Source organism: Hydrogenovibrio kuenenii DSM 12350 (assembly GCF_000526715.1).
Taxonomy (GTDB): domain Bacteria; phylum Pseudomonadota; class Gammaproteobacteria; order Thiomicrospirales; family Thiomicrospiraceae; genus Hydrogenovibrio; species Hydrogenovibrio kuenenii.
On sequence record NZ_JAGP01000001.1, the window covers coordinates 16,181 to 36,095 of the forward strand.

General features: G+C 41.1%; 19 protein-coding genes. 11 read left to right on the forward strand and 8 right to left on the reverse strand.

What is annotated here, in order from left to right; all coding sequences use genetic code 11:
• Positions 1 to 10 precede the first annotated feature (10 nt).
• A complete protein-coding gene (locus N745_RS0100035; protein WP_024850092.1) occupies positions 11 to 1,423 on the forward strand; it encodes a sensor domain-containing diguanylate cyclase in 1,413 nt (470 codons plus the stop codon).
• A gap of 63 nt (positions 1,424 to 1,486) precedes the next feature.
• Here N745_RS0100035 and argH read toward each other — a convergent pair whose 3' ends face one another.
• Positions 1,487 to 2,887 carry an argininosuccinate lyase gene (gene argH, locus N745_RS0100040; RefSeq protein WP_024850093.1) on the reverse strand — a complete coding sequence of 467 codons (1,401 nt, stop codon included), beginning with the start codon at positions 2,885 to 2,887 and terminating at the stop codon, positions 1,487 to 1,489.
• A gap of 111 nt (positions 2,888 to 2,998) precedes the next feature.
• On the reverse strand, positions 2,999 to 3,541 hold the full coding sequence (locus tag N745_RS0100045; RefSeq protein ID WP_024850094.1) for a thioredoxin family protein: 543 nt from the start codon (positions 3,539 to 3,541) through the stop codon (positions 2,999 to 3,001).
• A gap of 124 nt (positions 3,542 to 3,665) precedes the next feature.
• Here N745_RS0100045 and hemC point away from each other — a divergent pair, with 124 nt between their 5' ends.
• From hemC to N745_RS0100080, 7 genes are all read left to right on the forward strand, one after another.
• The gene (gene hemC / locus N745_RS0100050; protein WP_024850095.1) at positions 3,666 to 4,607 is read left to right on the forward strand and encodes a hydroxymethylbilane synthase; all 942 of its coding nucleotides are present in this window, start codon (positions 3,666 to 3,668) and stop codon (positions 4,605 to 4,607) included.
• Positions 4,608 to 4,615: 8 nt separating this feature from the next.
• On the forward strand, positions 4,616 to 5,362 hold the full coding sequence (locus N745_RS0100055; RefSeq protein ID WP_024850096.1) for a uroporphyrinogen-III synthase: 747 nt from the start codon (positions 4,616 to 4,618) through the stop codon (positions 5,360 to 5,362).
• 94 nt (positions 5,363 to 5,456) lie between these two features.
• A complete protein-coding gene (locus N745_RS0100060; protein WP_024850097.1) occupies positions 5,457 to 6,818 on the forward strand; it encodes a hypothetical protein in 1,362 nt (453 codons plus the stop codon).
• 4 nt (positions 6,819 to 6,822) lie between these two features.
• Complete coding sequence (locus tag N745_RS0100065) at positions 6,823 to 8,016, forward strand: heme biosynthesis HemY N-terminal domain-containing protein (protein WP_024850098.1); 1,194 nt, start codon at positions 6,823 to 6,825, stop codon at positions 8,014 to 8,016.
• Between the two features lie 144 nt (positions 8,017 to 8,160).
• Entirely contained in the window at positions 8,161 to 8,373 is a 213-nt protein-coding gene (locus N745_RS0100070; RefSeq protein WP_211239093.1) for a YjfB family protein, read from the forward strand.
• A 196-nt stretch (positions 8,374 to 8,569) separates the two neighbouring features.
• Positions 8,570 to 9,685, forward strand: coding sequence for a radical SAM family heme chaperone HemW (gene hemW / locus N745_RS0100075; RefSeq protein WP_245595647.1), 1,116 nt, complete (start codon positions 8,570 to 8,572; stop codon positions 9,683 to 9,685).
• A gap of 62 nt (positions 9,686 to 9,747) precedes the next feature.
• The gene (locus N745_RS0100080) at positions 9,748 to 11,979 is read left to right on the forward strand and encodes an AsmA family protein (protein ID WP_024850101.1); all 2,232 of its coding nucleotides are present in this window, start codon (positions 9,748 to 9,750) and stop codon (positions 11,977 to 11,979) included.
• Positions 11,980 to 12,059: 80 nt separating this feature from the next.
• On the opposite strand, the gene trmB is transcribed toward N745_RS0100080, so the two are convergent.
• The gene (gene trmB, locus N745_RS0100085) at positions 12,060 to 12,803 is read right to left on the reverse strand and encodes a tRNA (guanosine(46)-N7)-methyltransferase TrmB (protein WP_024850102.1); all 744 of its coding nucleotides are present in this window, start codon (positions 12,801 to 12,803) and stop codon (positions 12,060 to 12,062) included.
• Positions 12,804 to 12,949: 146 nt separating this feature from the next.
• Here trmB and mutY point away from each other — a divergent pair, with 146 nt between their 5' ends.
• The 3 genes from mutY (at position 12,950) to N745_RS0100100 (ending at position 15,577) form a co-directional block, all read left to right on the forward strand.
• Positions 12,950 to 14,056: an A/G-specific adenine glycosylase gene (mutY, locus tag N745_RS0100090; RefSeq protein ID WP_024850103.1), complete on the forward strand. Its 1,107-nt coding sequence runs from the start codon at positions 12,950 to 12,952 to the stop codon at positions 14,054 to 14,056.
• Entirely contained in the window at positions 14,022 to 14,294 is a 273-nt protein-coding gene (locus N745_RS0100095) for an oxidative damage protection protein (RefSeq protein ID WP_024850104.1), read from the forward strand. Before mutY ends, N745_RS0100095 begins: the two co-directional genes overlap by 35 nt.
• Positions 14,295 to 14,371: 77 nt before the next feature.
• Positions 14,372 to 15,577, forward strand: coding sequence for an EAL and HDOD domain-containing protein (locus N745_RS0100100; protein WP_024850105.1), 1,206 nt, complete (start codon positions 14,372 to 14,374; stop codon positions 15,575 to 15,577).
• Positions 15,578 to 15,635: 58 nt separating this feature from the next.
• On the opposite strand, the gene hemE is transcribed toward N745_RS0100100, so the two are convergent.
• The 5 genes from hemE to trxA form a co-directional block, all read right to left on the reverse strand.
• Complete coding sequence (hemE, locus tag N745_RS0100105) at positions 15,636 to 16,700, reverse strand: uroporphyrinogen decarboxylase (protein ID WP_024850106.1); 1,065 nt, start codon at positions 16,698 to 16,700, stop codon at positions 15,636 to 15,638.
• 99 nt (positions 16,701 to 16,799) lie between these two features.
• Entirely contained in the window at positions 16,800 to 17,633 is an 834-nt protein-coding gene (locus tag N745_RS0100110; RefSeq protein ID WP_024850107.1) for a thermonuclease family protein, read from the reverse strand.
• Positions 17,634 to 17,789: 156 nt separating this feature from the next.
• Entirely contained in the window at positions 17,790 to 18,041 is a 252-nt protein-coding gene (locus tag N745_RS0100115) for a type B 50S ribosomal protein L31 (protein ID WP_024850108.1), read from the reverse strand.
• A 133-nt stretch (positions 18,042 to 18,174) separates the two neighbouring features.
• On the reverse strand, positions 18,175 to 19,434 hold the full coding sequence (gene rho / locus N745_RS0100120) for a transcription termination factor Rho (protein ID WP_024850109.1): 1,260 nt from the start codon (positions 19,432 to 19,434) through the stop codon (positions 18,175 to 18,177).
• Positions 19,435 to 19,527: 93 nt separating this feature from the next.
• Positions 19,528 to 19,854 (reverse strand): thioredoxin TrxA, encoded by a 327-nt coding sequence (trxA, locus tag N745_RS0100125; RefSeq protein ID WP_024850110.1) that lies wholly within the window; start codon positions 19,852 to 19,854, stop codon positions 19,528 to 19,530.
• Positions 19,855 to 19,915: the final 61 nt, after the last annotated feature.

Genomic DNA, 19,915 nt, shown 5'->3' on the forward strand with positions numbered 1-19,915 from the left:
GAGAAGTTTAATGCAATTACCTCGACTAACTAAAAGTATCTTCCTAGATCAGTTCTTATTTATGCAGCTGATTGGTGTTTTTATCGGTTTAGCATTCCCACACTTTTTAGTTTGGTACGGTTTTCATGCAGAGGAAGTGTTAACAATAGATTTCTATATTGTTTCTCAAGTTGCGGGTCAAATTGTAGGGCTGATTAGTTTTTTATTGATTTCGATGGTTATTCGTCCTCATCTCAAACTTTTGTCCCATAAAATGCAAGATATCGCAAATGGCTTACAAAATAAGTCATTTGATGATCATACGCTTAATTGCGAAGAAGGGATGTGTCAGATAGAGGTATCTTCGGATGATGAAGTTGGTATCAGTGCGCGCGCCTATAACCAACTACTTGATGCTTTGATTAAATCGCACGAAGTCGAAAGAGTATTTGGACGTTTTTCTAAGATTATGTCGGAAAACTTAGATTTGTCTAAGTTAGCGGATGAAACTCTTAGTCTATTGATACAGTCTACAAATTTTGAAGCGGGCGCTTTTCTAATCATTCGTCAAGGAGAGCTTAATGTTATTGCCTCTCAAGGCATTCTCGAGCCGGAAAACTTATCTCAACATGACGTCATTGAAAAATGTTTGAAGGATGCTAAAACCAAACGCATTGTATTGCCATCGAATATTGAGTTAGATGGCGTGCTAACCCATTTTAGACCCTCTGAAATTTTTATTGAACCCATAGAGTTTAAAGGGGCTGTTTTAGGTGTGTTGGTTGCCGCTACGGGTGCTTATGTTGCAGATGATCATACAGAACAATTGGCACAGTTGTTTGGCCGTAGTATTGGGTTGGCTATTAATAACGCTATGATCCACTCCAAATTCCAAAAGCTTGCCGCTGTTGACGGTTTAACAGGGGTTTATAACCGTCGCTTTGGTATGGAGAGGCTGAAAGAAGATTTCTCTAGAGCTATTCGCGAACAAAATAATATGACGTTGGCAATGGTTGATATCGATAATTTTAAATCAATAAATGACAACTACGGCCATTTAGTTGGCGACCGTGTGATTAAGATGATCGCGGCGATTATCAAAAATACCGTTCGAGAAGGTGATATTGTTGTGCGTTATGGTGGTGAAGAATTCTTGATGATTCTTCATGGTGCTTCCTGCCTTAATGCATTCAATATCTGCGAACGTATTCGTCATCAAGTAAAAGATACAGTGTTTCAAGAGAATAACCAAGTGATTCAAGTAACTGTTAGTGTAGGCTTAGCTGCTTACCCAGACCAAGCTGCTGGAGATGAAATGGAATTGATCCACAAAGCTGACCAAGCACTATATCAAGCTAAAGATGGTGGACGAGATCAAGTTATTAGATTCGGTTACTTAACCGATGACGAGGAAGCTGAAGAACAATCGGAAGTTCTTGTCTAATCTAAAAATGACGGCATAGGAGAAGGTGTAAGGTGAGTTTAACTCACCCTTTTACAAGAGTCTCTAGCTGTTTAAAAAGTCTTTTGCTCGCGCAATTGCAGCTTTTACCTGTTCTGGTGCTGTCCCACCAAGGTGATTTCTTGCAGCGACAGAGCCTTCCAATGTCAGTACTTCAAAGACATCTTCAGTAATGTCAGGATGGAAGCCTTGCAAGGTTTCTAAAGACATTTCCGATAAATCCAGTTTGTTTTTTACACCATAAGCTACGGCCAAACCAACTACTTCATGAGCATCGCGGAAAGGAAGTCCTTTTTTGACAAGATAGTCAGCAAGATCCGTTGCAGTCGAAAAGCCATTTTTTGCGGCAGCATAAGTCATGTCACGCTTAACGATAATCGCCGGCACCATATCAGCAAATGCTCTTAAGCTGCCTCTAACCGTATCCACTGCATCAAATAAGGGTTCTTTGTCTTCTTGATTGTCTTTGTTGTACGCCAAAGGTTGAGACTTCATTAGCGTTAATAAGCTCATCAGGTGACCGTAAACACGTCCAGTTTTGCCGCGAACCAACTCAGGTACATCAGGGTTTTTCTTCTGTGGCATGATTGATGAACCTGTGCAGAAGCGATCAGGCAGATCAATAAATTGGAACTGAGCTGACGACCACAAAACCAACTCTTCAGAGAAGCGGGATAAATGCATCAAGAAAGTCGATGCAAAAGCAGTAAATTCAATGGCGAAATCTCGGTCAGAGACGCCGTCTAATGAGTTTTCAGAAATACGGTCAAATCCAAGCAACTCAGCGGTCAAATGACGGTTGATAGGATAGGTTGTTCCAGCCAAAGCGGCTGAGCCAAGCGGCATGGTGTTTACACGCTTGCGACAGTCGTGCAGGCGTTCTACATCACGTTTAATCATTTCAAACCATGCCATCATGTGGTGACCAAAAGTAACCGGTTGAGCTGTTTGAAGATGGGTAAAGCCTGGCATAATGGTGTCAGCTTCTTTTTCTGCTAAGCTTAGAATGCCATGTTGTAAACGCTTCATTTCTGGCAGGATAGCATCAATTTCATCACGCAAATAAAGACGAATATCTGTTGCTACTTGATCGTTGCGCGAACGACCTGTGTGTAGTTTTTTACCTGTAATACCAATCAGGGCCGTCAATCGTGCTTCGATATTCATATGAATATCTTCTTGCTGAATTGACCATTGAAACTCACCTTTTTCAATTTCTTGTTGAATTTGAGTCAAGCCGCCAATAATGTCTTCCAATTCGTTTTGTGTCAGGATGCCAGCTTCAGTAATCATTTTTGCATGTGCAATCGATCCTTGAATATCTTGGTGATACATACGGTTATCAAACTGGATTGAAGCGGTAAACTCTTCAACAAACGCATCTGTCGCTTCAGTAAAGCGAGCGCTGGAAAGTTTAGCGGTATTGACTTGATTGTCTTGACTCATGATTGAAGGTTCTTCTTAATTGGGCAAAATGGAAATAGCGTTATTATACAGAATGGTAATAAAGTTTGCCGAGCAGGCTTCGACCTTCCTTAATAACTGGGTTCACAAACGTTACTTTAGGTCTGCCGGCATGGTTGGGATAACAGTTGAGTTGCCCATTTTTTCATAGGCGGTATTTAGCGCTTTGTGAATCATTGCAGCGTAAAGTTCAATATTGGGAATACCTACCATGCGGGGTGCAACTTCTTTTCCGTTGCCGTCAACGAATAGTATGGTTGGTGTTAAATCAACGCCATAACCTTCAGCCCACTGATTTTTTGAAATCGGTTTGCCGTCAAATCCAGGAATAGGATTGCGATCATCCAGGCTCACATAACGCATATACATATACTTGCCTTCATACCGACCACTTAACATCATCGGGTTGAGGACATCACTTCGTAACTGGTGGCAAAACGAACACCACTTGGCACCAAAAGCGAGAAGTATTGGTAAGTTTTTTTGCTTCGCTTTTTGTCCTAGAGTTTGAAGATTTGTTAACTCAGGAATGGTTTTCAGCTTTGAACTAGAGCTGATTTTCGTCTCATCTGCATAGCTTGATAGCCAATGAACGCTACTGAAGATAAAAATAAAACTGAAAATAAACTTACGCATAAAAGGTGGAGAGTTCTCTTTTTAATCGAAGCAAATGCTGTTTGTATTATGTAAAAGACTATTTTATCGAAAAAAGTGTGTGAATTCAGTAAAATGACTGCACTCAAAACAGATAGGCAGATAGATGAAAAAAACGCTCACCATTGCAACCCGAAAAAGTCCTCTTGCCATGTGGCAAGCCGAATTTGTTAAAGCTGAGCTAGAAAAAGCTCATTCGCATCTTGAAGTAATCTTGCTTCCTATGTCAACTAAGGGTGATAAGATTTTGGATGTGCCTCTTGCAAAGATCGGCGGGAAAGGGCTTTTTACCAAAGAGCTTGAAGATCGTATGATGGATGGTGATGCAGACATTGCCGTACATTCGATGAAAGACGTGCCAATGGAACTGCCTGAAGGATTTGCACTTGGTGCGATTTTAGAACGTCATACACCGACAGATGCATTTGTATCAAATAATTATGCAAGTTTTGATGATTTACCAGAGGGTGCGGTGCTTGGTACTTCTAGCTTACGCCGTAAAGCGCAATTGATGGCAAAACGTCCTGATCTAACAGTTAAAGACCTTCGAGGCAATGTAGGAACTCGTTTGGGTAAACTGGATGCAGGTGAGTTTGATGCAATCGTATTAGCAACTTCCGGCTTGCAGCGCTTGAAATTGGATGATCGTATTCGCCACGAGTTTACACCGGAAGTTTGTTTGCCAGCAGTCACTCAAGGTACTTTGGGTATTGAGTATTTTGAAAAAGATAAAGAGGTTCTGGAACTTATCCAGGTGCTGAACCATTCCGACACCGAGATCAGAACTCGTGCCGAAAGAGCAATGAACCATCGTTTGGAAGGTGGTTGCCAAGTGCCAATTGGTGTTTTTGCCGAGTTGGATGGCGATAAAATCCATTTGAAAGGTTTGGTTGCTGAATTGGACGGGTCAAAAGTGCTGACAGCAGAGGCAACTGGAGATATTTCAGCACCAGAAAAACTCGGTGTTGAGGTTGGTGAAAAGTTGCTAGCTCAGGGAGCGGATAAGATTTTACAAGCCGTTTACCAGGAAAACCCTCACGCCAAATAGGAACTAAGATGTCAACAGCAACGTTACTGAATACGCGTCCAGCCACTCAGGCCGTTGCTTTGTCTGAATTGCTTGAGAAAGCAGGCTACAAAAGCCTATTTTGTCCTAGTATTCATATTGATCTCATTAAAGCAGCCCCCCCCAGCCTGGCAGATTTTCAATTTATATTTTTTGTCAGTGCTAATGCGGTGAACAGCTTAGCTGACAATTGGTTGGAAAAGTTCGGCACCCCCATAATTTTGCCAGATAGTGTGACTTGTTTTGCAATAGGCAAGGCCACAGCTAGGGCTTTAGCTAACTTGGGGATTGATGCGAAAATTCCAAATAATAAGTTCGATACCCGCACGCTCATGGCCGAGTTTTCAGCTAATCATTTTCAGGGTGCTGCGTGCTTAATTATCAAAGGTGAAGGGGGCTTGCCCGATTTAGCGGATAGTTTAAAGCAGCAGGGCGCCCAAGTGTCCGAGTGGGTTGGTTATCGCCGTCTAGCCGCCGAGTTTTGTCATCAGTCATGGCAAGTGTTTCGGCAAGCAGCACATCCTGTTTTATTGGCCAGTAGTTTTGAATCTTGGGTTGCTTTGGCAGATCAAATAACGCAATCGAAAGAAAAAAACTGGTTACTACAACAGGATTTAATTGCCTTTAGCGAGCGCATAGCAAATGAAATCCGGGCGCAAGGCTGGTTAGGCAGGATAGAGGTGGTCAAAATTCAAAGTAATCAAGGTGTTGTTGAGACTTTAAAGCGTCTCGGCTAAACTGGTTGATTAAAAATGAATGGCCACAATTCATAAAGATTATAGAAAATAAGCGCATACTAAATGCCACGATTTTAGAGGGATATAGAAGAGCATGAGTCAGGATCAAGAACCTATTACGCCAAAAGCAAACCATCGCATTATTGATGTGGAGGCAAACTCAGCTAAAGATAATCATGCTCATCAAGCTTCCGATAAAAAGCATACTCAAAATAAAGAACCCTTTCAGCCTACTCCTTCTTTGTTCGCTAGAACTCGCAATCGAATGACGCAAATTTTTAAAAAGCTAGGATGGGTGTTCTTGATTTCTGTTGTGGCGCTACTGGGGTATTTGTCTTGGACAAACAACCAGAATGACTGGCAGGTAGAGCACATAAATACCCTACAAGCACAAGTTGGTCAGTTGAAGTCAGACTTAAAAGCGCTCAAGAAACAACAGATAGCTTTAACAGAAACAGTTGCACAGAAAAAAGGTTTAACGCCAGAAGAGCAAACGCAAATAGAGTCTATTGCGTTGTTTGAGTCTAAGCTAGGAACGTTACAGCAACAAGTTGGTGAGCTTCAATCTAAGTCTTTATTGCAGTCGATTCCAGCATCAGGTCAAGATAGAACTGAAAAATCGACGACTCCTGAAAAAGCATCTGTAAGCAATACGGAAAAAAATGAGTTTACGCAACTGTCGTTAGATGTACAAGATATGAAGCGTCAATTGGCTAGGCTGAATAATGGTCAGGCCCATTTAGTGACTGAAAATACGGCATTGAAGGATCAGTTAACATCGTTATCTGATAACGAGGGGAAAAAACCTGTAACAACATTGTCGGCAATGCAAATTCAGCATTGGGCAATGCAAATTAATACAGATTGGATGCTAACAGGCGATGAACACAAAACATCCAACGCCCTTACAGTCTTGCAAAAGGCAGTTGAGCAATCAGATTTAACTGAAAAATCGACCTTGCTGACACAGATTGCTTTGGATCAACAAGCATTGCAAAGTCATATGAATACCTCTACGGATTCGGCCTTGCAAGCTGTGACTAAAATGAAAAGTTGGATTACGAATTGGCAGCCAAAAGAAAAAGCCAGTCCTGTTTCGAATGTTTCACATGAAACGGACACACAAGCTTCTAACGAGACCATTTGGCAAAAGTTAGAACAAAAGCTGTTGTCTTTATTTTCTGTGCGTAAGCGAGATGACGGAGACGTACTCACACAAGCGGAGAAGATTGCACAGCAGGGTTTGATCAAACAGCGGTTTTCACTGTTGTTAGACCGTTTACAGTGGGCAATTATCTCGCATTCACAGCAACAGTTGCAATCGAGTAGAAATGCTTTAACTCAATTTGTGGACAGTCAGTTGAGTGAAAATAAAACGGATATTGATGGTTTGTTGCAACCAATCTCCAATCTGAAATTTGTTGAGCGTCAACCTTTGAAAGTGGTCGGAGGTTAATACGATGGGCAAAATCCTAAAGTGGATTGTCTTTTTTATCATCGCAACGGTCTTGACGTCTTTAGCGTTGCAAGATAATGGCAAATTATCAATGGTCTGGCATGATTGGGTGATTGAAACCAGTTTGTCATTTGCCATAGTGCTATCAATCGTTGCAATCCTGATTTTCTATTTTCTTGTGCGTCTTTGGGCATTTTTAATTCATTTGCCAAGACACCTGCGTGAAAAGCGAGCTCTAAAACGCCAGAACAAGGCAGGTAAGATTTTAACAAAAGGGATGATTGCGCTAGAGTATGGCGATTGGAAGATGGCCGAAAAGCAACTCATTAAGAGTGCAAAAGACTCTCCTACCGGACTGGTTAATTATTTGAGCGCCGCCAAGATGGCGCATAACCAACAGGCTGCAGATAGGTGTAATGATTATTTGGCGCAGGCCAGAATGCACTATCCAGATGATTTCGATACGATTGGTTTGGTGGAAGCAAGATTGTTACGAGAAACCGAACCTCACAAAGCACAAGCAATCTTAAAAACCTTAGTTGATCAACAACCTAAAAATCGGGTTTTACTGGCAGAGTATGCTCAATTACTCGAGCAACTTGAAGATTGGCCAACACTTTCTGAGCTGTTACCAAGGCTTAGAAAAACATCTGCCATGGATAAAGCAGAATTATTGCGTTTAGAAATTCGTATGATTGCTGGTAAAGTTGCAACAGCGGACAATGAAGAAGCGCTTGAAGCGCTATGGCAAACCTTGTCTAGCAAACAACAATTGGAGTCAGATATCCTTGCTGAATTTGTTGAACAACGCATGGGTTGGGGCTTGGAACAAGGTTTAGCCGAACGAATTGCCAAAAGCATCAAACAGCAATGGAGCGACCGTTTGGTTTACCAATATGGACGCATTCAATTTGGCCCGGCATTTGACCGCTTTAAAGTGGCCGAAGGCTGGTTAAAAGGAAAAGAAGATAATCCTGTTTTATTGCTGACATTAGGGCGTTTAGCTTGCATGAGTCAGTTTTGGGGAGCAGCACATGCTTATTTGAAGCGTAGCTTAACTCTACAACCTGAAATTGAAACTTTTCATGTACTCGCTAAGTGTTATGAAGCCGAAGGCCTAGAGTCTAAAGCGGCCTTAACCTACAAGGAAGCGATCCTTCAACTGGAAAAGAAGACAGAAGTTAGTTCTGAGTTATAAGCTATCTAGCCGTTATTGAACTAAATCATCTCACTAGAGCTTTAAATAAGATTTGATATGAAACTAAAGTTTTTCTAACTTGAGCCGATAAAGGTTTTGTTAAGAACTAATTTGTTTTTAGCATTCTTTTGGCTTAAGGAGAGAATGATGAATATTTCACCTAACCAAGCTGTTTCTTTGGCAATGTCGATGCAGCAAGGATCGTCTCATCAAGATGTTCAAATTTCGATGATGAAAAAAGCGATGGATGTTCAGTCTCAAGGTGTATTGGCTTTGATTGAATCTGTACCTTCAGCAGCACCTTCTAGCAAGGGGTTGCCTGCGAATTTGGGTAATAATATCAATACTACCGCATAATTTGCCATGTGTGATTGGGTGATTTTTAGCCCAATCCTTATTCACAAACTATATTAGAAACAAGACTTGTGTTTATCTAGACAAGTTGATTCAACCTTTCTGTCATACAAATCCGTTAAAATAAACCTCCTAAGATTACCCTTCCAATTAGAGGTTTTACTTGAATTTTACCCAGCCTTTACCCTTAAGCTTATACGTGCATTACCCTTGGTGTATCCAAAAGTGTCCCTATTGTGACTTTAACTCACATACTTTAGGTGGTGACCAAGAGCAGAGTTATCTTGCTGCGATGATACGACAGCTTGAGCAAACCTTGCCAAGTGTATGGGGGCGACCTATTCAATCTATATTTTTTGGTGGGGGAACGCCTAGCCTTATTTCAGAGCAAGGGCTGGATAGCTTTTTGTCTCAATTAAGGGCATTGTTGGGCTTTTCGCCAGATATTGAGATTACATTGGAAGCCAACCCTGGTACGGTCGATTTTAAAAAGTTTGAAGGGTTTCGCCAAGCAGGAGTGAACCGGCTATCAATGGGGATTCAAAGCTTTAATGATGATAAGTTAAGAGCACTTGGTCGTATCCATTCATCCGAAGAAGCCTATCGTGCCGTAGAGGCTGCCAAAGCTGCGGGGTTTGACAATTTTAACTTGGATTTGATGTTCGCCTTACCCAATCAAACGCTAGAAGAAGCTATTTCAGATGTGGAAACGGCTATCACTCTTGCACCGCCGCATTTGTCTCACTATCAATTGACACTTGAACCCAACACACCGTTTTATAAAAATCCGCCTGTTTTGCCAGAAGAAGACTTGGCTTGGGAAATGCAGTTAGCTTGCCAGTCGTTGTTACGTGAGAAGGGGTATCATCACTATGAAGTTTCCGCTTACGCACAAAACAGACACGAATGTACTCATAACCTGAATTACTGGCAGTTTGGTGACTATATAGGCCTAGGGGCTGGTGCACATGGCAAGATTACGGATGCGCCGCAAGGAAAGATTTGGCGAACCCAAATGCCTGCTTCGCCAGGAGGGTATGTGCAAATGATTAATGACGGCAAACTGGGTAAAACGTCAGAAGTGACAGAAGTAGATGCTGTTTTTGAATTTATGCTCAATGCGCTGCGTTTGCAGGATGGAATTCCGTTAGAATATTTTGTTTTGAGGACGGGGTTGTCCTTGCAGAACATAATGCCTTCCATTGACAAACTTGTACAGCAACAATGGTTGTTACCAGATCAAGAACAATTAAAATTGACTTCAGAGGGGCAACGATTTTTAAACGATGTTCTTCAGGAATTCTTAATAAGCTAAAGTAAGAAATAGATAGGCAATGCAATCTCCTTTTCATTAGTCCGACAGTATTTGAGGTAGTCATGACGCAAACAAACGACAAAGAATCTACAAGTTTACAGGCAGAAGAAAGCGAGCAATCCGTTTCCAAGTCTAAGGCTGTCCGTCGTAAAGAGCGTTATGCTGACAAGCATCCTTTCTTTAAATGGTTTAGACGTGTATTTATGTTTTTTCTGATGCTGCCTCTACTCATCTTTTTGGGATTTTGGGGCGCAATGCAGTTTGTTGATTTCAACCAATACAAGCCCGCAATAGAGAAGGAATTTTTTGATAAAACAGGTCAGCAGCTAAAAATCGATGGTTCGATAGAGGTATCGGTGATCCCATTTGTGCTGTCTGCGAAGCAGGTCCAGGTTAAGAACCCGGAAGGGTTTGAGGGTAAACCAGATTTAGCAGAAATCAAAGCGGTAGAAATGGAGCTCTCATTATGGGATTTGTTTATTCATCGACGAATGGAAGTCAAAGGTTTAGAAGTCGAGCATCCAACTATTAATTTGATTACTAATACGGAAGGGCAAACCAACTGGCAATTTTTTCAAAAAATTGCTGGCATAGGCATGGCAAGCATACACAAAAAATTTAGGCCTGTTGCTTATATTCAACCGACATCCAATAATGGAAAAGATGTGGCCAATGTGAGCCAAAATAACCATTGGCAGTTAAAAACATTGATTGTTCAACATGCTCGAATCAACGCAGTAAACGACAAAGCTCACCGAAGTTATCGACTCAAAGGGTTTGATCTGATGGCATTTGATGTCACGCCGAATCGATTGGTAAATTTGATTACAGAATTTGATTATTCTAATGGTCAAAACCCAGCAAAATTTCATGTAAAGCTCACACAAAAATTTAAAATTAACGCGGATTTGAGTGAATGGCAATTTTCAGATTGGCAGGGCAGTATCTCTATGCGTTTGCCTCGAAAAATGAAGGTCCCCATGGTGCAAATGGAAACCAGTGGTAAGTTGTTTGCCTGGAATCAAGTAACAAAACAGCTAAGTGTTCGTGATGCCACGGTATCCTCTTTGGAAAGTTACATTAAGTTGAATTTAACTGGCAACTATGGAAATTTACCTTATGTAAAAGGCAGTTTAGCTTCAGAAAATATACATTTAAAAAAATGGTTACGTCATGCAGGTATTGCCATTCCAGATTTTGTGGATAAAAACGCACTTTCCCAACTTTCTTTAAGTTTGAATTGGGAGCAGACACCAGAACAATTAATGATTGATAAACTGGATATGAAGTTAGATGGTTCGGAGGTAAAAGGAAAGCTTTTCAGCCAAAGGCAACCTAATGAAAAAGTACCGGACATACATTTTGATTTAGATGTAAATAATCTTAATCTGAAAACCTATGTAGCATACAAGCCAGTGCAATCTAAGGCTAAGAAAGCGGTCACTTCTGAGAAGACCAACAACAGCAAGTCAGCAACAATTGTAGAATCACCCAAAAAAGAAACGTTTTTACCCGTTGGCGTACCTGTGAGAACCTTACAAGAACTACATGGAGAAGGCCAAGTTAGATTAAAGAACTTTCAGTCGTGGGGTTTAAAGTTTGATCAAGCAACGTTGACGTTCTCGGCTGAGAACGGGCAGATTAATCTTGCACCATTAGACGCAGATTTGTATCAAGGTCATTTATCATCGAAGCTTAGCATTAACGTTAATGATAAGACACCTGTCTATCAATGGTCGGGGAAAATGGAGCAAATTGCACTCAAGCCTTTTTTGACTGATGGTTGGCAGTATTCTGATTTAAGTGGTGAGTTAAATACTTGGTTTGACTTCAAAACAGAAGGTGTAAATAGCTACTTATTAAGACAGAATCTAAATGGTCATATAGAAACGCGAGCAACTTCCGGTAATGTCAGAGGTGTGGATTTAAATAAACTATTGGAAGGTAAGGCGTCAGGCCCTAAAGATGAAACAAGTTATAAAAAACTCTCCTTTGAAGCTCTGATAAGACAGGGGGTGTTGAAGTTTAAAAAATGCAATCTGGCCAGTGAGCGTTTTAGTAGCATTTGTATCGGACAACTAAATTTGGCGCAAGGAACGATTGCAGCAAAACTCTTTACGACTTACCAAAAGCCACCAGAAAACCTGAGTAGCCTGAAAGGCATTGAAGTGCCTGTTTTGCTAAAAGGACCACTTAATCAGGTCGGTTGGTCGGTTGATATGAAGCGGTTACTCAATTCACCTGGAAATCAACAGAAGCTATTAAACGGTCTTCAGCAATTGTTGACTAAGTAAGCGTTCAGAAAAGTTGAGTTACCCCAGCCTGGCAGATTTTTACAAAATCTGCCAGGCTGGGGTAGATAAAGCTTGAATGTTTAGTTGGTGACTTTTTCAAAAATTAAATCCCAAACGCCATGCCCAAGCTTATGTCCTCGTTGTTCAAACTTGGTTAGCGGGCGGTAGTCTGGACGAGGGGTAAATTCGCCTTTGCCAGAGATGTTTTGGTAATCCTCCGCACCAGTCATTACTTGCATCATTTGTTCAGCATAGTCTTCCCAGTCAGTTGCCATGTGAAAGTGACCACCCTCTTTTAAGTGTGATGCAATGGTTTTTGCGAACGTCTCTTGAAGAATACGGCGTTTTTTATGTTTCGTTTTGTGCCAAGGATCAGGAAAAAACAAGTAAACCGCAGCAAGACTGTTTTTTGGGATGCGTTGCGCCAATACTTCAATAGCGTCATCATTGAATACGCGTATATTGGTTAATCCTTTTTCACCTATCACTTTTAGTATGGCGCCTACACCTGGGCGATGAACTTCAATGCCAATATAGTTTTTATCAGGATTTGCTTCCGCCATGGCGCATAAACTTTGTCCCATTCCAAAACCAATTTCAACAATGGTGTCTGTTTCTCGTCCAAATTCTGCATTTAAATCGAGCAGTTCTGGCTTTAGGGTTAAGCCGAATTTAGGCCAAAACGAATCTATAGCAGCCTGTTGTGCTTGAGACAAGCGACCTTGGCGCAGAACGAAACTTTTGATACGTCTCTTTTCAATGGGAGGTTGTTTTTCAGATGATTCATCTGAGCCTAGAGGCGGGTTTAAGCTGTCTTCAATCATGTTTGTCAGTTACAATAGTCAATAGAGAAAATGGAAAAAACACCACGTTTATCATGGTTTTACCATGGTGTAACGCGTATTTGTTGTAATGCTATTATATCAAAAACCCCATCGAAAACCGGGCATTGAGATTAAAGGTCGGACTTGTGAGTTTATTGAAAAAATCATCAAATCAAGCAACGTCATTTGCAGACGATTTATTGCATTGGTTTGACCTGTCTGGTCGTCATGACTTACCGTGGCAACATCCCAAATCGGCCTATCGAGTATGGGTGTCAGAAATCATGCTGCAACAAACGCAGGTTCAGACGGTGATTCCATATTTTGAGCGTTTTATATCGTCGTTTCCATCAGTAAAGGCTTTAGCTGAAACCACGCAAGATGAGGTGTTAGCGCATTGGTCAGGTTTGGGTTACTATGCTCGAGGCAGAAACCTTCATAAAGCAGCGAAAATAATTATGTCTGAGCATGATGGTCAGTTTCCTCAAGCTTATGAAGACATTATTGCTTTGCCTGGCATAGGGCGTTCAACTGCAGCAGCCATTTTGTCCATCGCATTTCAGAAAAAATATGCCATCCTTGACGGTAATGTGAAGCGCGTATTGGGTCGTTATGATGCGGTTGAAAAATGGCCGGGGGAGAAGCAAACCGAAGCACAGCTATGGCAGCGAGCGGAAGACTTGATGCAGACAGAACGCGTTGATGACTATACGCAAGCTATTATGGACTTAGGGGCAACTATTTGTCGTCGCAGCCGGCCACTATGTGAACAATGTCCGGTAAAAACGTCTTGTCAGGCAAATAGGCTCGATAAAGTGAGCTCCTATCCTGTTTCAAAGCCAAAAATTGAAAAACCGACGCGGCATGCGGTCTTCTTGTTGGCATTGAATAATGAACAACAAGTTTTTCTACAAAAGCGTCCTCAAAAAGGTATTTGGGGTGGGTTGTGGAGCTTACCTCAATTTGATGACGATCAGCAGTTAACCGCTATTTTGCATCAGCAAAATAGTCAGAGTTCGCCTACTGAAATGGCAGATTTGGAAGTAATGCCGACCTTTAAGCATAGCTTTACGCATTACCATTTGATGCTTCAGCCTAGAAGGTTATCAGTAGGAAAAGAATGGAATTTGACCGGTCAATGGGTGCCTTTACCGCAAGCCTTAGAAATGGGATTGCCGGCACCAATTCGTAAACTAATTGAACAAACGGAGAAAAATGATGTCAAGAAACGTACATTGCGCAAAAATGGGTGAAGAGTTAGAAGGTTTAGACTTTGCACCTTTTCCAGGTGAGCTGGGACAAAAAATTTACGAAAACGTTTCAAAAGAAGCTTGGAAACAATGGTTAGCGCAACAAACTATTTTAATTAATGAATATAGACTTTCCAGCTTAGATCCAAAGGCACAAAGCTTTCTAAAGGAAGAAATGCAGAAGTTCCTTTTTGGTGGTGGAGATGTTGAAATGCCAGAGGAATTTAATGCAGTAAAATAACGTAGGTTTCGTTGTTTTCTTTCTTGTTTGAAATGCTATTATGTTCAAGTTAGGTCAACAGGATTAGAGAAATACTCATGGATAAGATGAACGACATCTATATTGGTCGACAGCCAATTTTTGATACGAATATGCATGTCTATGCCTATGAGCTCCTTTTTAGAGCGAATAGTGAAGAAAATCGCGCTAAAGTCATTGGTGGAGACAGTGCAACTGCTCAAGTCATCATGAATTTGTTTGGTGATATGGGTCTGTCGGCAGTTGTGGGTGATCGAAAAGCCTTTATCAATTTTACCGAAGGCCTTTTGCTTAGAGAAAATCGACCGTTTTTTCCAAGAAAGCAAGTTGTCATCGAAGTATTGGAAGACGTAGAGCCGACAGCTGAAGTTTTAGCTGCAATTGACAAACTCCGACGAGAAGGCTTTACCATCGCATTAGATGATTATATTTTTCATCCAAATGCCGTTCCTTTTGAAGCTTATGCCGATATTATTAAGGTAGATATTCTAGAAACCGGACCGAAAAAATTAGTTGAGCATGTCCCTCTTTTGAAGGAAAGAGGCGTAAGGCTTTTAGCGGAAAAAGTTGAGACTCGTGAGCAGTTCGATTTTTGTCAGAAGCTCGGGTTTGATTACTTTCAGGGTTATTTCTTTTCTCGTCCTAAGATTATTCAGGGCAAAAGCTTACCGTCTAATAAGATTCCTGTGTTAAGGCTTTTGTCTAATGTATACGACCCTGATGTTGATATGCATCAGCTAAGTAGCATTATTGGGCAAGACGTTTCTATGAGCCAGAAATTGCTGAAGATGGCATCGCTTTCAGGTAAAAACCATGAAGTGACTTCAATTCATGATGCAGTCGTTAGGTTTGGTCTTAAGCGTTTGCAAAGCTGGGCAAGTGTTTTAGTTTTGTCGAATATTGATGATAAGCCATCTGAACTATTTTTAATGTCACTGATTCGCGCAAAATTTTGTGAGTTGATTGGTGAAAGAGTGGGCGACTTATCAAAAGACAGCTATTTCACGGTGGGCTTGTTTTCCACTTTGGATGCCATTATGGATCAGCCATTACAAACCTTGTTAGATGAATTGAATTTTGATCACAAAATCAAAGAAGCTCTTATTAAGGGTTCAGGATCTTTGGGGTTAGCGCTTAAAGCAGTCAAGGCGATGGAAGCTGGAAAAATAGATTTTGAATTGCCGGAAGGTTTTTCCCCTAGCGAGGTTTCACAAAGTTATTTAGCGGCAATGGAGTTTGCTGAAAGCTTAAATTTGACTGAATAGACTAGAATCGTTGTTGATGGAAATAAAAAGCCCGATTTATCGGGCTTTTTTGTGTTTGCTACTTGTGGTATTGAGAACTAAGCTCAGTAACCGCCTTAATAAAGGCACCAGCATGTGCAGGATCGACTTCAGGATGGATACCATGCCCTAGGTTGAATACATGGCCTGAGCCCTTACCGTATTTCTCTAAAATGGTTGCCACTTCTTGACGAATACGCTCTGGTGAAGCATAAAGAATACTAGGGTCCATATTCCCTTGTAGCGCCACTTTATCGCCTACGCGAGCACGTGCATCGTCAATGTCGGTTGTCCAGTCAAGACCTAGAGCATCACAACCAGTTTCTGCCATGGCTTCTAACCATTGACCACCACCTTTAGTGAATAAAATTACCGGCACTTTTTTGCCTTCATTTTCCCGCTTTAAACCATCAACTATTTTTGCCATATAACGTAAAGAGAATTCTTTATAGTCTCTAGGCGTTAAAACACCACCCCAAGTATCGAAAATCTGTACCGCCTGAGCTCCGGATTCAATTTGAGCATTTAAGTAAGCAATAACTGAGTCAGCTAGTACATCTAGGATGTGATGCAGTGTTGCTGGCTCGTCGTACATCATAGCCTTGATTTTTGAATAGGTTTTGCTGGAACCACCTTCTACCATGTAAGTTGCCAATGTCCATGGGCTGCCAGAGAAACCGATTAAAGGTACACGACCGTTTAGTGCAGTACGAATGGTGCTGACTGCATCCATTACGTAACCTAGATCAGAAGCCATGTCAGGGACAAATAGCTTTTTGGCATCAGCAAGGGTTCTGACTGGTTTATCAAAAACAGGGCCTTCGCCTGTTTCAAAGCGAAGTCCTAGTCCCATAGCATCTGGAATGGTTAGGATGTCAGAGAACAAAATGGCGGCATCAAGTGGAAAGCGCTCTAGCGGTTGCAACGTGACTTCACAAGCCAATTCTTTATTGCGACATAGATCCATGAAAGAACCCGCTTGCTTACGCGTTTCACGATATTCTGGCAAATAACGTCCTGCTTGTCGCATCATCCAAACAGGTGTGCGGTCCACAGGTTGTTTCAGTAGCGCGCGTAAAAAGCGATCGTTTTGCAATTCCGCCATGATAGAAGTGTCCTTTCAGAATCAAAACGCATATTCTAACGGATTTTGGTAATCTGAGGGGCTGACTAAGTAAAAAAATGTGCTAAATCAAGGTGAAGCTTAATTAGCGGAATTTAACTTGTTAATGGCATTTGGTGAGCTGATCGTCACAAACATAGCACCTTTATATAAAAAACCATAACCTCGTACTTCAATGGTTTGTCCTTGCAGTGCTTTGAGTTTTTCAAAATCAAAATTATCCCAATTGGCTTTGCGAACGCGGATACCTGTGGTATCCATGTTTAGAATATAGTTCTCCGAGCTTTTTTCAACAAGTAGAATTTTACCTTTATAAATATGGAAACCTTCATCTTCGGTGTTGATTTGGCTAGAAATCGCTATTGGGTAGTGTAACTTAGGATAATTTTTTGCGACTTTCCACAAAGCAACTCCTTGTGAACGCGCGGTATTTTCTGCGGCGTAGTAACATTTCTGATGAAGAAAGTTAGGTGTTTCAGAATCGGCAAGAACATAACCGGACTCAAGCATTAGACGTTCGACACTAACGGGTTTACCATTTTCTTTGACATATAAATGGATTAGGCCACGGTTAAATTTGTCCATTTTGCGTTTACCATACTCGATGCCCACTTCCATATTATGGTTGGCAAGGATTCGATTTAACTGGTTTTGAGCTTCTTTCGCCAAAGGCTGACCTCTGGTATAGAATTTTTGCTTTTTCTGTAGCTGAGGGGCTTTAATGCCGATCAATTGATAGCGTCGGTTGTTAATAACAACACTGTCTCCACTAAGGGCATATCCTGCTTTTGCCCAAACATCGATTTTTGTAGGTGCGCAGTCAGATAGAAATCGACTGCTGGCTAAAGCAGGTTGACTGATAAATAAAATAACAGTAGCTAGGCCAAACAAGGAAACTGTAACGCTTTTTCTCATGGCAAGTTCTTCCAGGGAATTTAAATCAATGTTGTTTTAAAGCAAAGCATAAACCAAAATAGATAATAAAACTTTAAAAGAGACTGAATTTGAGAATTGAAGATAATAAAAAAGCCGCTAAAAGCGGCTTTTTTGAAAAGTCGATTCGTAAATCGCTTATTTGCGCACACCGTACTTTTGACGGAATTTTTCAACACGACCTTCTGTATCCACAAGTGTTTGTTTACCTGTGTAGAAAGGGTGAGACGCACTAGATACTTCGATACGAACTAGTGGGTATTCTTTACCGTCTAGAGTGATGGTCTCGCCAGAAGTCTTTTCAATCGTAGAACGAGTTAAAAAGGTTTCCCCAGTAGAGATGTCTTGGAAAACAACTTCTTTGTAATCTGGATGAATGCCTGCTTTCATGATGACGGTCCATTCGTTAAATATTAAAAAAGAAAGCGAGATTATAGAGATAAATCCATAAATTGCAAGTGATTTTCAACAGATTTTGTAGAAAAATATGTTTAATGAATCACTTGCTACCGACAAGGGTCAGTTATCGCTTCATTGATAAAAAGAGTTCTTTGTTAGTTTTGGTAACTTTCATTTGGTCAATTAAAGTTTCGATCGCATCGATTTCGTTGTTCAAGCTATGCAAGAAACGACGAAGAATCCAAATATTTTGATACTCTTCCTGCGTTGTGAGTAGCTCTTCTTTACGCGTACCGGACTTCTCGATATTGATTGCTGGGAAGGTGCGTTTTTCTGCAATACTTCTCGATAGGTGAAGTTCCATGTTCCCCGTTCCTTTGAATTCTTCAAAGATAACTTCGTCCATTCTAGAGCCCGTGTCAACCAAGGCCGTCGCGATAATCGTTAAAGACCCGCCTTCTTCAATATTACGTGCAGCACCAAAGAAACGCTTAGGACGGTGTAGTGCATTGGCATCGACACCACCGGTCAAAATCTTACCAGAAGCTGGTACTACTGTGTTGTAAGCACGTGCTAAACGAGTAATTGAGTCAAGCAGAATGACAACATCTGTTTTGTGTTCAACCAAACGTTTGGCCTTTTCGATAACCATCTCCGCAACCTGAACGTGACGTGTAGCCGGTTCATCAAAAGTAGAGGAAATGACTTCACCTTTGACGGTTCTCTGCATTTCAGTTACTTCTTCTGGTCGTTCGTCAATCAATAGAACGATCAGGTAACATTCAGGATGATTTTCCGCAATGGATTGTGCAATTTGCTGCAAGATAACGGTTTTACCAGATTTCGGTGGTGCCACAATCAAGCCACGTTGCCCTTTACCGAAAGGTGCAGCGATATCAATAATTCGTGTGGTGATGTCTTCAGTTGAGCCATTTCCCAACTCCATCTTCAAACGCTCTTGAGCATGAAGTGGCGTTAAGTTTTCAAAGGCAATTTTTTTACGAGCAACATCTGGATCTTCAAAGTTGATTCTTTCAACTTTTAACAAGGCAAAGTAACGTTCACCTTCTTTTGGTGGGCGGATTTTCCCTTGGATTGTGTCCCCTTTGCGTAATCCGAAACGACGGATTTGGCTTGGTGAGACATAAAGGTCATCTGGGCCAGCAAGGTAGGAACCATCTGCCGTGCGTAAGAAACCAAAACCATCTGGTAGGATTTCTAAAACCCCTTCGCCATAAATATCTTCACCGCTTTTGGAGTGAGATTTCAAAATTGCAAATATAATATCTTGTTTTTTTAAGCGCGCTAGGTTCTCTAAGCCTTTTTCAGTGGCGAGATCCAATAGCGAGGAAACGGACATTTTTTTTAAATCTGTTAAATTCATAGTTAATTCTTAGTGTTTAGTGAAGATAAGTTTTTGAGAGTTTGGGGTTGAAGAGAAGTTGTGGGCTTTGAAGGTCAAAGCCCACGAAATGGATTATAGATTGTCGTCAAGAAACGCACTTAATTGTGATTTAGACAGTGCGCCAACCTGAGTAGCATCAACTTCACCATTCTTGAACAATACAAGTGTTGGAATACCACGTACACCGTATTTTGGTGGTGTAGATGGGTTTTCATCAATGTTTAGTTTAGCAATTTTTACTTTACCGGCATATTCGGTTGCAACTTCATCCAGAATCGGTGCAATCATTTTACATGGTCCACACCATTCAGCCCAAAAGTCGACTAAAACTGGAACATCTGATTGAAGCACTTCACTTTCAAAGTTAGCATCGCTAGTTGCAATAATATGATCGCTCATACTTTTTATACTCCTAAAAAATATAAAATTTACTTGTACGGCTGACAGTTTACATTCATTA

Bases quoted from the DNA above. Each gene is read 5' to 3' on its own strand.
- rho (WP_024850109.1), bottom strand. From the start codon at position 19,434: ATGAATTTAACAGATTTAAAAAAAATGTCCGTTTCCTCGCTATTGGAT.
- hemC (WP_024850095.1), top strand. From the start codon at position 3,666: ATGAAAAAAACGCTCACCATTGCAACCCGAAAAAGTCCTCTTGCCATG.
- N745_RS0100055 (WP_024850096.1), top strand. From the start codon at position 4,616: ATGTCAACAGCAACGTTACTGAATACGCGTCCAGCCACTCAGGCCGTT.
- trxA (WP_024850110.1), bottom strand. From the start codon at position 19,854: ATGAGCGATCATATTATTGCAACTAGCGATGCTAACTTTGAAAGTGAA.
- N745_RS0100070 (WP_211239093.1), top strand. From the start codon at position 8,161: ATGATGAATATTTCACCTAACCAAGCTGTTTCTTTGGCAATGTCGATG.
- N745_RS0100115 (WP_024850108.1), bottom strand. From the start codon at position 18,041: ATGAAAGCAGGCATTCATCCAGATTACAAAGAAGTTGTTTTCCAAGAC.
- N745_RS0100045 (WP_024850094.1), bottom strand. From the start codon at position 3,541: ATGCGTAAGTTTATTTTCAGTTTTATTTTTATCTTCAGTAGCGTTCAT.
- hemE (WP_024850106.1), bottom strand. From the start codon at position 16,700: ATGGCGGAATTGCAAAACGATCGCTTTTTACGCGCGCTACTGAAACAA.
- N745_RS0100095 (WP_024850104.1), top strand. From the start codon at position 14,022: ATGTCAAGAAACGTACATTGCGCAAAAATGGGTGAAGAGTTAGAAGGT.
- N745_RS0100065 (WP_024850098.1), top strand. From the start codon at position 6,823: ATGGGCAAAATCCTAAAGTGGATTGTCTTTTTTATCATCGCAACGGTC.
- N745_RS0100060 (WP_024850097.1), top strand. From the start codon at position 5,457: ATGAGTCAGGATCAAGAACCTATTACGCCAAAAGCAAACCATCGCATT.
- argH (WP_024850093.1), bottom strand. From the start codon at position 2,887: ATGAGTCAAGACAATCAAGTCAATACCGCTAAACTTTCCAGCGCTCGC.
- trmB (WP_024850102.1), bottom strand. From the start codon at position 12,803: ATGATTGAAGACAGCTTAAACCCGCCTCTAGGCTCAGATGAATCATCT.
- N745_RS0100100 (WP_024850105.1), top strand. From the start codon at position 14,372: ATGGATAAGATGAACGACATCTATATTGGTCGACAGCCAATTTTTGAT.
- N745_RS0100080 (WP_024850101.1), top strand. From the start codon at position 9,748: ATGACGCAAACAAACGACAAAGAATCTACAAGTTTACAGGCAGAAGAA.
- N745_RS0100110 (WP_024850107.1), bottom strand. From the start codon at position 17,633: ATGAGAAAAAGCGTTACAGTTTCCTTGTTTGGCCTAGCTACTGTTATT.
- N745_RS0100035 (WP_024850092.1), top strand. From the start codon at position 11: ATGCAATTACCTCGACTAACTAAAAGTATCTTCCTAGATCAGTTCTTA.